At 53.4% G+C, this 13,593-nt stretch carries 14 protein-coding genes and 2 pseudogenes; 8 read left to right on the top strand and 8 right to left on the bottom strand.

Translation table 11 applies throughout. The features are described from left to right. The first annotated feature begins 203 nt into the window (after window positions 1-203). From ccdA to IB222_RS25705, 4 genes are read left to right on the top strand one after another with little or no spacing between them, the layout of a single operon-like run. Window positions 204-422 carry a type II toxin-antitoxin system antitoxin CcdA gene (gene ccdA / locus IB222_RS25720; protein WP_032934863.1) on the top strand — a complete coding sequence of 73 codons (219 nt, stop codon included), beginning with the start codon at window positions 204-206 and terminating at the stop codon, window positions 420-422. 1 nt (window position 423) lies between these two features. Continuing rightward, window positions 424-729 carry a type II toxin-antitoxin system toxin CcdB gene (gene ccdB, locus IB222_RS25715; RefSeq protein ID WP_008322213.1) on the top strand — a complete coding sequence of 102 codons (306 nt, stop codon included), beginning with the start codon at window positions 424-426 and terminating at the stop codon, window positions 727-729. Window position 730: 1 nt separating this feature from the next. Beyond that, on the top strand, window positions 731-1,045 hold the full coding sequence (locus IB222_RS25710) for a hypothetical protein (RefSeq protein WP_008322211.1): 315 nt from the start codon (window positions 731-733) through the stop codon (window positions 1,043-1,045). Continuing rightward, on the top strand, window positions 1,035-1,826 hold the full coding sequence (locus IB222_RS25705; protein WP_008322208.1) for a site-specific integrase: 792 nt from the start codon (window positions 1,035-1,037) through the stop codon (window positions 1,824-1,826). Before IB222_RS25710 ends, IB222_RS25705 begins: the two co-directional genes overlap by 11 nt. A gap of 198 nt (window positions 1,827-2,024) precedes the next feature. Here the strand turns inward: IB222_RS25705 and IB222_RS25700 are convergent, their stop codons facing one another. The 5 genes from IB222_RS25700 to ltnD form a co-directional block, all read right to left on the bottom strand. After that, window positions 2,025-3,392 (bottom strand): GntP family transporter, encoded by a 1,368-nt coding sequence (locus IB222_RS25700; protein WP_008322207.1) that lies wholly within the window; start codon window positions 3,390-3,392, stop codon window positions 2,025-2,027. Window positions 3,393-3,477: 85 nt separating this feature from the next. Then, a complete protein-coding gene (locus IB222_RS25695; RefSeq protein WP_008322204.1) occupies window positions 3,478-4,254 on the bottom strand; it encodes an HPr family phosphocarrier protein in 777 nt (258 codons plus the stop codon). A 4-nt stretch (window positions 4,255-4,258) separates the two neighbouring features. Beyond that, a complete protein-coding gene (locus IB222_RS25690) occupies window positions 4,259-4,897 on the bottom strand; it encodes an aldolase (protein ID WP_008322203.1) in 639 nt (212 codons plus the stop codon). After that, window positions 4,894-6,156 (bottom strand): 3-oxo-tetronate kinase, encoded by a 1,263-nt coding sequence (gene otnK, locus IB222_RS25685; protein ID WP_008322201.1) that lies wholly within the window; start codon window positions 6,154-6,156, stop codon window positions 4,894-4,896. The genes IB222_RS25690 and otnK overlap by 4 nt, the downstream gene beginning before the upstream one ends. Next, a complete protein-coding gene (gene ltnD, locus IB222_RS25680) occupies window positions 6,153-7,061 on the bottom strand; it encodes an L-threonate dehydrogenase (protein ID WP_008322199.1) in 909 nt (302 codons plus the stop codon). The genes otnK and ltnD overlap by 4 nt, the downstream gene beginning before the upstream one ends. Before the next feature lie 193 nt (window positions 7,062-7,254). On the opposite strand from ltnD, the gene ygbI reads away from it, so the two are divergent. Beyond that, window positions 7,255-8,049 (top strand): DNA-binding transcriptional repressor YgbI, encoded by a 795-nt coding sequence (gene ygbI / locus IB222_RS25675; protein WP_008322197.1) that lies wholly within the window; start codon window positions 7,255-7,257, stop codon window positions 8,047-8,049. A gap of 86 nt (window positions 8,050-8,135) precedes the next feature. On the opposite strand, the gene IB222_RS25670 is transcribed toward ygbI, so the two are convergent. Both IB222_RS25670 and IB222_RS25665 read right to left on the bottom strand, forming a co-directional pair. Continuing rightward, the gene (locus IB222_RS25670) at window positions 8,136-9,074 is read right to left on the bottom strand and encodes an Rpn family recombination-promoting nuclease/putative transposase (RefSeq protein WP_008322195.1); all 939 of its coding nucleotides are present in this window, start codon (window positions 9,072-9,074) and stop codon (window positions 8,136-8,138) included. A gap of 255 nt (window positions 9,075-9,329) precedes the next feature. After that, a protein-coding gene (locus IB222_RS25665; RefSeq protein ID WP_095033700.1) for an IS1-like element IS1B family transposase occupies window positions 9,330-10,027 on the bottom strand; the annotation gives its coding sequence in 2 pieces (ribosomal slippage) (window positions 9,330-9,778 and window positions 9,778-10,027; 699 coding nt in all). 45 nt (window positions 10,028-10,072) lie between these two features. Between IB222_RS25665 and IB222_RS25660 the strand changes: the two are divergent. The 3 genes and pseudogenes from IB222_RS25660 to IB222_RS25650 form a co-directional block, all read left to right on the top strand. Continuing rightward, window positions 10,073-10,189: pseudogene (locus IB222_RS25660) on the top strand (IS110 family transposase); the annotation flags it as partial. 16 nt (window positions 10,190-10,205) lie between these two features. Next, window positions 10,206-10,514: pseudogene (locus tag IB222_RS25655) on the top strand (integrase core domain-containing protein); the annotation flags it as partial. A 630-nt stretch (window positions 10,515-11,144) separates the two neighbouring features. Further along, on the top strand, window positions 11,145-11,885 hold the full coding sequence (locus IB222_RS25650) for a tyrosine-type recombinase/integrase (protein WP_001515717.1): 741 nt from the start codon (window positions 11,145-11,147) through the stop codon (window positions 11,883-11,885). 697 nt (window positions 11,886-12,582) lie between these two features. On the opposite strand, the gene IB222_RS25645 is transcribed toward IB222_RS25650, so the two are convergent. Beyond that, window positions 12,583-13,593 carry a RepB family plasmid replication initiator protein gene (locus tag IB222_RS25645; protein ID WP_000200070.1) on the bottom strand — a complete coding sequence of 337 codons (1,011 nt, stop codon included), beginning with the start codon at window positions 13,591-13,593 and terminating at the stop codon, window positions 12,583-12,585.

Raw genomic sequence — 13,593 nt, 5'->3', positions numbered from 1 at the left:
ACAGTATGCGTTTTAAGGGGCGAAATCCGGCATCAATAAGATGCGCATCAAAATGCATATGCGAGGTATGTCTATAACAGCAGTGTACAGTTAACTCAGTCACTGTAAGCCGGTTTACAGTATTCACAGAGCGGAGCAGATTTTTGCTTCAGCAGAATGTATACTTTATGGCATACCTGAAGTATGTAAAAAAGAGGTGCATTGTGAAGCAGCGTATTACAGTGACAGTGGACAGCGACAGCTATCAGTTGCTCAAGGCATACGACGTAAATATCTCCGGTCTGGTCAGTACGACCATGCAGAACGAAGCCCGCCGTCTGCGCGCCGAACGCTGGCAGGAAGAAAACCGGGAAGGTATGGCTGAGGTGGCCAGCTTTATCGAGGCTAACGGATCGTTTGCTGACGAAAACAGGGACTGGTGATATGCAGTTTAAGGTTTACGCCTATAAAAGAGAAAGCCGCTACCGTCTGTTCGTCGACGTGCAGAGTGACATTATTGACACCCCGGGACGCCGGATGGTGATCCCGCTGGTCAGCGCCCGCCTGCTGTCCGACAAAGTCTCGCGTGAGCTTTATCCGGTGGTGTCAGTCGGAGGTGACCCTTATCGTCTGATGACCACGGATATGGCCAGTGTGCCGGCCACTGTCATCGGGGAAGAAGTGGCCGATCTCAGCCACCTGGAGAATGACATCCAGAACGCCATCAACCTGATGTTCCGGGGGATCTGACATGCGGATCAGCGAACAGGTGCTGCTCAGTGTCCTGAGACAGGGGGGCTGTATCCGCAGTTTCTGGCGCCGCTCTGCCAGACTGGCCGGCACGCCCGGCCCGGTGGTACCGGATGGTCTGGTCCTGGAAACGCCTGGCGAGCGTGGCGACACCCCGCTCAGCCATGTGGATTTTGCGGTGGTGGCGAAAAGCCTGGCCTGCAGTGACGAATGGTCGCAGGTGGTCGGGGGAACCGAGTTCGGCGGGGCCGTCTGGCGGATGGCTCCGGATACTGATGGCCCGGTGCAGGGCAACGGAGAACGGGATGAACAGTAACCTGCCGGTACAGCGACCGGCATTGCATTCGCCGGTTCAGCCCGTTCATCTGCCGGTGGCCATTGATTATCCGGCCGCGCTGGTCCTGCGTCAGATGGCGCTGGTGCAGGATGAACTGCCGAAATACCTGCTGGCCCCGGAAGTGAGTGCCCTGCTCCACTATGTGCCGGACCTGCACCGTAAAATGCTGCTGGCGACGTTGTGGAACACCGGGGCACGCATCAACGAAGCCCTGGCCCTGACAAGGGGGGATTTTTCGCTCGCGCCGCCTTATCCGTTTGTGCAACTGGCCACCCTGAAACAGCGCACGGAGAAAGCAGCCAGAACGGCAGGCCGTGCCCCTGCAGGCAGTCAGGCGCATCGCCTGGTACCGCTTTCTGATCAGCAGTATGTCAGCCAGCTGGAGATGATGGTTGCCACGCTGAAGATCCCGCTTGAGCGGAAGAATAAACGCACCGGCAGAACGGAGAAGGCCCGCATCTGGGAGATCACCGACCGGACGGTCCGGACCTGGCTGAATGAAGCGGTTGAAATCGCTGCGGTCGACGGCGTGATGTTCTCCGTGCCGGTGACACCGCATACGTTCCGTCACAGCTACGCCATGCATATGCTGTACGCCGGTATCCCGCTGAAGGTGCTGCAGAGCCTGATGGGCCACAAGTCAGTCAGTTCGACAGAGGTGTACACGAAGGTGTTTGCACTGGACGTGGCGGCGCGGCACCGGGTGCAGTTTCAGATGCCGGAGACGGATGCGGTGGCCATGCTGAAAGGGTCAGTGTGAGTCCTTTGATAACGGCCTGACGCGCCCGGCGGGCTTGCCCAACCCGTCGTCTGCTCAAAAACAAGTTTTGAGCAGACATCAGGTTGCAAAGGTAAAGCGATGTGGCTCACCAGCGGTGACTGTGACCGGAATGCCCATCCCCTCACCATTCCTGGTCAGGGCGTGAAAATTCTGACTGGTGTCTGATTTTTACTGACGCTAAACCACTGCCCATATGCCCCAGGTAATCAGGAAGCCTGTGAAGCCGAGGATCGTGGTTAATACGGTCCAGGTTTTCAGTCCATCTGCCACACTTAATCCCAGGTATCGGGTCACGATCCAGAAACCAGAGTCGTTGATATGTGATGCCCCAAGTCCGCCAAAGCAGGCAGCCAGTGTAACCAGCACGCACTGGATCGGATTTAGCCCCACAACAGCTTCAGAAAGTAGCCCACCGGTAGTAAGAATAGCCACTGTCGCTGAGCCCTGTGATGCCCTGAGAGCCAGTGAAATGATAAAGGCGGCAGGCAACAGAGGCAGGTCCATCATATGGAGCATACTGGCAAGGGCCTTACCCACGCCGGACTCCACCAGAACCTTACCAAATACGCCCCCCGCCCCCGTCACCAGGATGACAACTGCTGCAGTGGGTAGCGCCGACCCCATAATGTCGCTGGTATGTTGTAAACCCCAGCCCCGACGTAAAGCCAGCAACCAGAATGCCAGTATCAGCGCAATCATCAGCGCCACCATCGGGGAGCCAAGCAGTTGTAGCGTGCCCAACAGCGGATGCGATGCCGGCATTAACGTGGCAGACACGGTTCCGGCCATAATAATGGCAATTGGAATGACAATCAGAGCGGTAACCAGCGCCACACCTGGGGGGCTCATTTTGTCACTGATTTTCGTGGTTTCCCCGGAACTGGCCGCGGGAGTCAGTTGCATCTGTTCCAGCACGTCAACGGACAGCGCGTACTGACGTTTATTGATCATTCTGGCTGCAATGTAGCCGACAATACCGACCGGAATGGAAATGGCGATACCGAGAATGGTCAGCCAGCCAATATCTGCATGGAGTAACCCTGCGGCGGCTACCGGGCCTGGATGAGGAGGTACCGCCACGTGAACGGTCAGCATAATCCCGGCGACCGGCAAACCAAATTTAAGTGGGGACAGCCTGGCTACTTTGGCAAAACCGTAAATAATCGGTGCCAGAATAATAAACCCGACATCAAAGAACACGGGAATACCCAGGAAAAATGCGGCCAGGGTGAGTGCAGCAATGGTGCGTTTACTTCCCAGTTTTTGGCTGAAATAGTTGGCCAGAGATTCAGCACCGCCAGAATGCTCTATCATCCGCCCTAACATTGCGCCAAGGCCGATAATAATCGTGACGGAGCCGAGAACACCTCCCATTCCGGCGATCATGACTTTGCTGACGTCACCCGCCGGGATCCCCGCGGCTAGTGCAACGACCAGACTGACGAGCAACAGTGCAATGAAAGGCTGAACTTTTGCCTTAATGACCAGCAGTAACAGCATGATTACGCCGGCTAACGCAATGCATAACAATGTGATAGTGGACATGAGAAACCCTGTCTGAAAGTTATAGTTAACCTGCCCCATCCGGAGATGGGGGGAATGTAGAGTCGTTGTGATAATGAATTAAGCGTTATCGCCAGGCGTTAAACCAGCCAAGCCCAGCTTCGGTATGGGTTCGGGGGGTGTACTCACACCCAATCCAGCCCGGGTATTCCACCTCATCGAACAGGCGGAAAAGCCATGAATAGTTAATTTCTCCGTCGTCCGGTTCATGCCGGTCAGGAAGTCCGGCAATTTGAACGTGGGCATATTTTCCGGCGTAATCGCGGATTAACCGGGTCAGATTGCCATCCACTTTTTGAGCATGGAAAGTATCCAGCTGGATAAAGACGTTCGGACGCGAGACCTCTTTAACAATCGCCAGTGCCTGATACTGGCTGGAGAAAAGATAGTCAGGTTTCACACCAGGGCTGAGCGCTTCGATCAGGACGCGTTTACCGTGTGGTGCAAAGCGTTCGGCAGCATAGCGAAGGTTGTCGATAAAGACCTCACGACACAGGCCTGCATCTTCACCGGTGGGGACGACCCCTGCCATGACGTGGACCTGCTCGCAATTGAGAGCCAGCGCATATTCCAGTGCCCGATCGATATCCGTACGGGCCTCCTTCTCCCGCCCTGGCAGGGCGGATAATCCCCATTCTCCTGCATGGATATTTCCTGCTGCAGTATTAAACAGGACAAGCGTCAGATTGTTTTGTGTCAGTTGCTGCCGGATTTCATGCGGGGAGTGATCATAAGGAAACAGAAACTCCACAGCATTAAATCCTGCATTTCGCGCGGCAGCAAAACGTTCAATAAAGGGGATCTCAGTGAACATCATGGACAAATTAGCGGCAAAACGTGGCATGGTATCAGCTCCTTAACTCAGCAATTTCATCGGTGGTCAGATACCGGATCGGACGGTCATTGAGGATGAAGATCAACTTTGCCGTTTCCTCCAGTTCTTCCATATTGTTAGCGGCCTCCTGCAGACTTTCCCCACAGACAACCGGTCCATGATTTGCCAGTAAAAAAGCCTGATGATCGGCGGCCAGTTTAGCCAGATCCTGAGCGATGCGTTTATCTCCGGGACGGTAATAGGGTATCAGTGGGATATTTCCCATCCGCATGACGACATAAGGCGTAAAAGGGCGGATGACATTGCTGCTGTTCAGCCCCTGTAGGCAGGAAAGTGCCGTTGACCAGGTGCTGTGCAAATGCACCACCGCTTTGCAACCCGGATTGTTTTGATACAGCGCCAGATGGAAGCGCACCTCTTTGGACGGTTTGTCACCACTCAGCCATTCCCCCCCGGGCGTCACTTTGGAAAGCCGTTGTGGGTCAAGATTACCCAGACTCGACCCTGTTGGCGTTGCCAGTAAGTTGCCGTCGGGTAAAAGCAGGGACAGATTGCCGGCCGAACCTGTGGCATAGCCGCGCTGAAAGAAAGAGCCGGCGATCCGAATCATTTCCTCCCGCAGGAATTGTTCTTTTTTTGCGGCATCATTCATGGCTGAAACTCTCTCTGGGCACGCGAAAAAAAGGCTTCATCCCCGAAATTCCCGGATTTAAGGGCGAGTGAAACCGGTTTATCAAGGGCATTGACCCAGGGCACACCGGCGGAAATTGTCGGGCCGATGTGAAAACCTGTGACTGAGAGGCTCTGCGTGACCACGCCCGAGGTTTCCCCACCGGCGACAATAAAACGTGTGACACCGTCTGCAGCCAGTTGGGCAGCCAGCTGAGAAAACAGGGCTTCCACCGCCTGGCTGGCTTTCCGGGCTCCATATTGTTGTTGGATGGCAGCCAGAGCGGTGGTACTGGCGGTGGCAAACACCAGTGGGGCAAGATCGCTTTCCTGATGTAATACCCATGCAGCCAGTTCACAAACGTATGGCGCCAGTGTTTCTGCGGAGAGACAACGGGAAATATCCACTTCACGGGATGGGGCTATCCGGCAATAATGAGCCACCTGCAGGTTCGTCATCTGCGAGCAGGAGCCGGAGAGCACAACACCGCGCCCGGTGAATGGCCGGACCGTTTCGTGTACAGAGGAATGACCAGGTATGGCCCATTGTCGTGCCAGGCCAATCGCCAGACCGGAACCGCCGGTCACCAGCGGGGCGTCACGCAGGGCTTCGCCCTGGATCTCCAGATGGTGTTCTGTCAGGGCATCAAGAACGGCATAGCGACAGCCTGCCTGCTGTAAGCGAGCCAGTTCCTGACGAATGGCGTCAGCACCCTGTTCAAGAATGCTGACCGGAACCACGCCACAGCGCCCTTTTGACTGTGCTTCGGCCAGCCGGGGAAGATAGCTGTCGGTCATGGGATTTACCGGGTGGTGGCGCATTCCGGATTCAGCCAGCAGCTGACTCATTACAAACAGGTAGCCCTGATACACTGTGCGACCATTCACAGGCAGCGAGGGAGAGAAGACGGTAAACGGTGTTTCGAGTGCGTCCATCAGGGCATCGGTAACCGGTCCGATATTACCCTGTGCTGTGCTGTCAAAGGTGGAGCAGTATTTAAAGTAGATCTGGCGACAGCCATGCCGCTGTAACCACTCAAGAGCCTTAAGCGATTGCTGTATGGCTTCGGTTACTGGACAGGAACGTGTTTTCAGGCTGATAACCACCGTGTCGGTGTCTTCCGGCAGTTCACCCGTTGGCACCCCGTTCATTTGCACGGCAGATAACCCGTTTTCCACCAGAAAACTGGCGATGTCTGTCGCGCCGGTAAAGTCATCGGCGATAACACCAATCTTGATCATGATTTTCTCCCAGGAAGAGTGATACCGGAGAAAATTTTGATGACCGCACTGTCATCTTCTTTGCCGTAACCGGCGTTACTGGCTGCAGTGAACATATTGAATGCGGTTGATGCCAGGGGCAGCGGGAAGTGGAGTGATTTAGCGGTATCGGCCACTAACCCTAAATCTTTTACGAATATATCAACGGCAGATTTAGCTGTGTAATCACCATCAACAACGTGGCGCATCCGGTTTTCGAACATCCAGGAGTTGCCGGCAGCGTGGGTGACCACGTCATACATCACATCCAGTGGAATGCCCGCGCGTGCGGCCAGTGCCATTGCTTCTGCCCCTGCGGCAATATGTACACCCGCTAAAAGCTGGTGAATTATTTTCACCGTGGCACCCAGGCCCGGTTCTTTACCAATGCGGTAAACTTTGCCTGCAATAGCATCCAGGACTGGTTCGAGACGGGCGAAAGCGTTATCACTGCCGGAAGCCATGACGGTCATTTCCCCGTCAGCCGCTTTGATCGCGCCACCGGAAACAGGTGCATCCAGCATATCCAGATCGAATGCCGCCAGGGCTGTAGCAATTTCCTGTGCATCAGCACTGGCAATTGTGGAGGAAACCATCACAACGGTTCCGGGTTTCAGATGCCGGGCAACACCGTTATCGCCAAACAGTATCTGCTTCACCTGAGCCGCGTTGACCACCAGTAACAGCAGCGCATCCAGTTTTTCTGCAAACACTGCTGCGTTATCAGAAACGCCGCATGCCCCTGATTTTTTGAGGGTTTCGCATGCTCTGACGTTCAGATCAGCCCCCCAGGTGGACAGACCGGCGCGCACGCATGACAGTGCCGCTCCCATCCCCATTGAACCTAAACCAACAACACCGACATGATACTCTGAGCCCGTTTTCATCTTCTTTCCTTGTTAATTTAAGTGTTATTTTGTTCTATATTGTTAATATATACAGTTAACTAAAGCTGGTTGGTGAATCGCGTCACATAAATTAACATATGCTGTTAATTTATGTGAATCCAGAATACGGGTCATACACGTATAACGAACAAATAACGTAGAATGACCGCAGGTCAAAAGGAAGGAGCTGAAGTTGATACCCGCAGAACGTCGACAAATTATCCTGGGGATGATTGCTGAAAAAAGCGTTGTCAGTATTGCTGAGCTGATAGACAGGTTAAATGTGTCGCATATGACCATTCGCCGGGATTTGCAAAAACTGGAGCAGCAGGGGGCCGTGACGCTGGTGTCTGGTGGTGTTCAGTTATCCGGGAGAGTGGCGCATGAGCCTTCCCATCAGATGAAAACAGCACTGGCAATGAAGCAAAAAACAGCGATCGGAAAACTTGCAGCCAGTCTCATTCAGCCCGGCAGTTGCATCTATCTGGATGCAGGAACGACCACTCTTGCCATCGCTCAGCATCTGGTTAAAACAGAACCTCTTACCGTGGTCACCAATGATTTTGTCATCGCAGATTTTCTGCTTGATAACAGCAGTTGCACAATTATTCACACCGGGGGGGCTGTTTGCCGGGAAAACCGTTCATGTGTGGGGGAAGCCACGGCAACCATGTTGCGTGGGCTGATGATTGATCAGGCATTTATCTCTGCCTCGTCGTGGAGTGTCCGGGGCATTTCCACCCCGGCAGAAGATAAGGTGACGGTAAAACGGGCGATAGCCGACGCCAGCAGGCAACGGATACTGGTCTGTGACGCCACAAAATATGGCCAGGTGGCGACCTGGCTGGCATTGTCGCTGGACGCCTTTGATACAATAATTACAGATGATGGTTTGTCGGAAAACGCCAGAGCCGAACTTGAAAAGCAGGAGGCTTCGCTTCTGATGGTAAGCACACATTATCCCCCGACATCACTGCGGACAGCGTGAGGCTGGCAGGCAGAGCCTGAGTCTGGTGCCTCCCTGCCCCACCAGTATTCGCTGATGGCCGGACAGGGAGTGCCGGGAAAGGGGGATTAGTGGCGGATCTGCGCCAGATCGTCTTCAGTCAGACCGGTCATTTTCATGACGGTACTGCGGTCGATACCGTTCTGGAGCATGGTGCGGGCAACTTCGAGTTTGCCTTCATTGCGGCCTTTTTCAATACCGCGTTGCTCACCTAACTGCAGGCCCTGCTGCAGGCCCTTCTCGATGCCAATCTGTTCAAGCTGTTGTGCGATGGTCATCAGTTCATCCTCGTGTTGCGGCAGACGCTCTGCCAGCGCCCGCATAAATTCCGGTGCAGGCGCTTCGCCTGCATTTAACATGTAGTTTATCAGAACGCGGACCTGTTCGGGGGAAATCCATTCCACCATCACCCGGGGTAGCCTGTCCAGCAGTTCCATCATGTCCCGCTGGCGGATATGTTTCATCAGCAGGGTCAGTGCGGCCATCCGTCTGTGGTTCATTATCTCATCATCATCGATGACGGTGACATCAACCAGCGGGAATCCTGTCGTGTATACTTTTCCGGCCTGTTCCGGGTTACTGAAACAATCCAGCCAGTTCGTGGAGAACGGGTACGGACTCCGGCTGCCGTGGTAAAACAGAACCGGGATGACCAGCGGCAGTTTTTTATGACCCGCTTCAAGATGACGTTGCATGGCGGCGACAGCATATCTGAGCTGACGAAAGGCCATATTTTTATCCGCCGAACTCTGGTGTTCCAGAAGCAGATGGATGTACCCGTCATCGCCGGTGGTGGTTTTCATGCTCCAGAGAATGTCGCTGGCGTACTGACGTAAGTCGTCCTCAACGAAGGTACCGGACTCCAGCTTCAGCGTGGTCAAATCGCACAGCGCGCGTAATTCAGCCGGGAGATGTAACATCATGAAGTCACGGGCGACATCGGGATTCGCCAGGAACTGGCGAAATGTCGCGTCATGGGGTGTGGGTGTACCGGGTTTCTTCTTCATCAGTCCTGAGCTCTGAAAAATCACCCGGATATGTTATCACAGCCCGGAAAAAGCTAATATTGGCGGTGAACGGAATTGCCATTCCTTCAGGGGATCGTTCCGGGGTGGTTCGGTCCCCTTTTTCCCATGCTGATCTTTAAGCGTTACCTGGTTTAAAAAGATATGCTGCAAATCAGCAGCGGTTACATCAAACTCAATTTGCTTCATTATGTCGGACAGCGCTTTCTGCGCCGCATCACGGGTAATGACTCCAACTTACTGATAGTGTTTTATGTTCAGATAATGCCCGATGACCTTGTCATGCAGCTCCACCGATTTTGAGAACGACAGCGACTTCCGTCCCAGCCGTGCCAGGTGCTGCCTCAGATTCAGGTTATGCCGCTCAATTCGCTGCGTATATCGCTTGCTGATTACGTGCAGCTTTCCCTTCAGGCGGGATTCATACAGCGGCCAGCCATCCGTCATCCATATCACCACGTCAAAGGGTGACAGCAGGCTCATAAGACGCCCCAGCGTCGCCATAGTGCGTTCACCGAATACGTGCGCAACAACCGTCTTCCGGAGCCTGTCATACGCGTAAAACAGCCAGCGCTGGCGCGATTTAGCCCCGACGTATCCCCACTGTTCGTCCATTTCCGCGCAGACGATGACGTCACTGCCCGGCTGTATGCGCGAGGTTACCGACTGCGGCCTGAGTTTTTTAAATGGCGGAAAATCGTGTTGAGGCCAACGCCCATAATGCGGGCGGTTGCCCGGCATCCAACGCCATTCATGGCCATATCAATGATTTTCTGGTGCGTACCGGGTTGAGAAGCGGTGTAAGTGAACTGCAGTTGCCATGTTTTACGGCAGTGAGAGCAGAGATAGCGCTGATGTCCGGCGGTGCTTTTGCCGTTACGCACCACCCCGTCAGTAGCTGAACAGGAGGGACAGCTGATAGAAACAGAAGCCACTGGAGCACCTCAAAAACACCATCATACACTAAATCAGTAAGTTGGCAGCATCACCCAAAAATGGAAGCGCTGCGCTGCCTGAAACGTTATATCGCACGCGAGGTCTTCACACTGCTTCGCAATCAAAATCGGCAGATTAACAGCACTCAAATAACGACTTGACACTTAGAAGGGCGTCCAAGGCAGCCATTATACGAGCAGGCAGTTCCGGCAGTTACTGTGGCGATACCGGATCAGGCAGAGTATGAGTCGGCGTGGAAACTGCTGGGATAACAGCCCAATGGAGCGCTTCTTCAGGAGTCTGAAGAACGAATGGGTGCCGGCGACGGGCTATGTAAGCTTCAGCGATGCAGCTCACGCAATAACGGACTATATAGTTGGATATTACAGCGCACTAAGACCGCACGAATATAATGGTGGGTTACCGCCAAACGAATCAGAAAACCGATACTGGAAAAACTCTAACGCGGTGGCCAGTTTTTGTTGACCACTTCAGACGCTAAATTTTTTCCTTCTGGCGAACCAACAAACAGCCCGTTTATAGATAGATTCTGCTGACGACAAAAGGATTAACCCCTGAAATTGCACTGGATTGTCACCTGAAGATGTGCAGGACAAGCCAGATTACTCTGACAAGGGATACCATCGTAATTTAGCAAAAACACCTAAGACCTAAACGACAGCTAAGTACATAGTGCCGGACGGATCATGATTTTTTATTTAACTTACGGACTTCATTTTTCAGCAAATATCTTTTCTCTTCTGTTGTAAACTTATGAAAGCGTTACGCGAAATCCCGCAAGGTTACAGGGGTATACCAGGCCGGAAATCGCGTAGCGCTCTCTTCTCTTCTTTTTCCTGCCTAACATGTACATCCTGGCATTACTCCAATTCTCCCAAAAACCGTAAAACAGCCATCAACCCGCGTCATTACTGGCTTCATGGAGGATCTGAGCAGAAAAAGGATCCTTTACGTATTTGGTTTTACCCGCAATAATGCGGGATAAGACAACAAAAGGATCCGCGCGCTGCGATTTATTGTCATGGCAGGATCGGCCCGTCAGGTGCAAAATACCTGTATCCATAAACAGTGCGTGCGCTACGTGAAAAATAACTCATGAACAGCATCATTCCCTTGCAGAATTCACCAGAACGCGTCTCCCTGCTGCCGATCGCCCCGGGCGTTGATTTTGCGACCGCGGTGGCACTCCGGCGGATGGCCACCTCAACAGGTGCCACGCCGGCTTACCTCCTGGCGCCGGAAGTGAGCGCCCTCCTCTGGTATATGCCTGACCAGCGTCACCACATGTTGTTCGCCACCATGTGGAATACCGGGATCCGTATCGGTGAAGCCCGGACGCTCACCCCGGAATCGTTCGACCTGGATGGTCTGCGCCCTTTTGTTCGGGTGCTGTCGGAAAAAGTGCGGGCACGTCGTGGCCGGCCGCCAAAAGATGAAGTGCGTCTGGTACCGCTGACGGATGCCAGTTTTGTGCGTCAGATGGAAAGCTGGATGGTCACCACCCGCCCCCGCCGGCGTGAGCCGTTATGGCCGGTCACGGATGAGACAATGCGCAACTGGCTGAAACAGGCGGTGAAGCGGGCTGAAGCTGACGGCGTGCATTTTTCGATCCCCGTGACGCCGCATACTTTCCGTCACAGCTATATTATGCACATGCTTTATCACCGGCAGCCCAGGAAGGTCATCCAGGCACTGGCCGGGCATAAGGATCCGCGCTCGATGGAAGTCTATACCCGGGTATTTGCGCTGGACATGGCTGCCACCCTGGCCGTTCCCTTTACCGGTGATGGGCGAGATGCCGCGGAGATCCTTCGCTCCCTGCCCCCGGCCGGCTGAGATTGACGGCCCTGGCATGACGTCCTGTATTCCGCTAATACGAAATACAGGAGCAGAGCGCATTCAGTGCCCCTCCCTGCTCCAGCACACCAGGACATCATTCGGATGACTGAACAGCCGTGGTCTTGCACGGTGACCTGCAAGCCTGCAGGCATCGACATACCGCAGACAAGACAGGACACAGGCCGTACATCCCACAGTGTATTGTTTCCTGAAAGCTCAGTGAATCATCCCGTTAATTGCGAAAGTCATTCACCCCTGTGGCTCACTCCCTTCTGCCATCGGTCTCCTGTTCGCATTTAGCAGTGTGAAGCTGGCGCCGGGTTATACAGACAGCTGCAGTCTCATCCTGCCGGGCTAAACCTGCAATACACAGGGGAACGGATACCGTCAGGTAACATGACCGTCTCAGCATCCGATTGAGATTTTCGTAAGGGGTATAGAGCTTTACTGAAAAATTGACTGTGGCATGTTAACACGTGTGGAGCAGTGCACAGACCTGGGAATATCGCCGTTAAACCCGCATACCGTAGTCAATATCTGCGTATCACGGCCTGAAATCACATATGACAGTCAATATTGTTCGATCATGGCAGACATGATGGAGAACACATATTGACTGCGGTATGCGTGATGCATATCACAGTCAATGGAATGTCCTTAGCGGCATCCGGCAGTCATGTTATGCATATCGCAGTCAATTTTCTGGCTTCATCGCTGAGAGAGCTTCGGCCAGTTTAAGGGGATCGATGCCAGCAGCCTTCAGCGCCTTAATGACTTCGTCATAATTTTGCTCTGGCGCCTTCTCTTCTTCCTCTTTGCGCGGAACCTTCACAGGACCACTGATGAGTTTGGGGTTGCGATAATGCACGCTGAAATAGGTGGCTCGGCCACGTTTAAACTCAGTGTAATCCAGATAACCAATATCCCGCAGCTGCTCCATCGCCTTACGTACCGTGTGGTTCTGCGTATAGACATTTGAGGTGAGATTCAGCCGGTCACGCATCCGTTTCATGGAAATAGGTGCAGGATTCTGGGGAAGACTTTCGATGTAGGTATAAAGCGCCTGGGCTGATTCCTTGCGCTGCAGGGCGTCAATGGCTTTCAGCCGCAGCAGTACCCTTCTGTCCATGTGGTAAAGCTCAAACAGCTTAGGTTCAGCCTTGATCTCAACGATATCCTCGTTGATGTCATAATAGGCTGACTGCACCAGATGTGTGGTCCATCCTTTGGTCTCGCTCTGGAACTTCAGCGTAACCGAGGCGAGTTTAAACAGGGAATTACTGATGCGATCGCGCATTTTTTTGTTTGAACGACGGGAGTCAAATCCGCACATCTTAACGAATTCGACGAACGACAGTTCCAGGGTGTCACTTTTTACCCCATACTCCGACATGGAGCGAATTATCCCCAGCCAGACTTTAAAATCCGTGTCCATATCAAGACGCGAACCGGTGATCTTAACGTCAGTGTATCCTTCGCTTTTGGCAATGGACAGCTGTACAAGCTCCTCAGTCGCGTCTGTAACGTTTTTCCGGTTCGCCTTGCTCTTCCCTGTTGATTTCAGAGTTGGGACGAAGAGACCGAGTCTCATGAGCGCTACTGGCTGCACGGTACTGGTGCTGTTGACATCCAGCTTAACAACTTCACCGGTTGTCTTATCAACCTCCTGAAGGTTCAGAAGTAAGCTGTTATTTTCGCTCGTCAT

Source organism: Citrobacter sp. C13 (assembly GCF_014596815.2).
GTDB classification, from domain to species: domain Bacteria; phylum Pseudomonadota; class Gammaproteobacteria; order Enterobacterales; family Enterobacteriaceae; genus Citrobacter; species Citrobacter portucalensis.
Note: the sequence above shows the minus strand (reverse complement) of the source record. Positions and strands in the feature narration are given on the sequence as shown.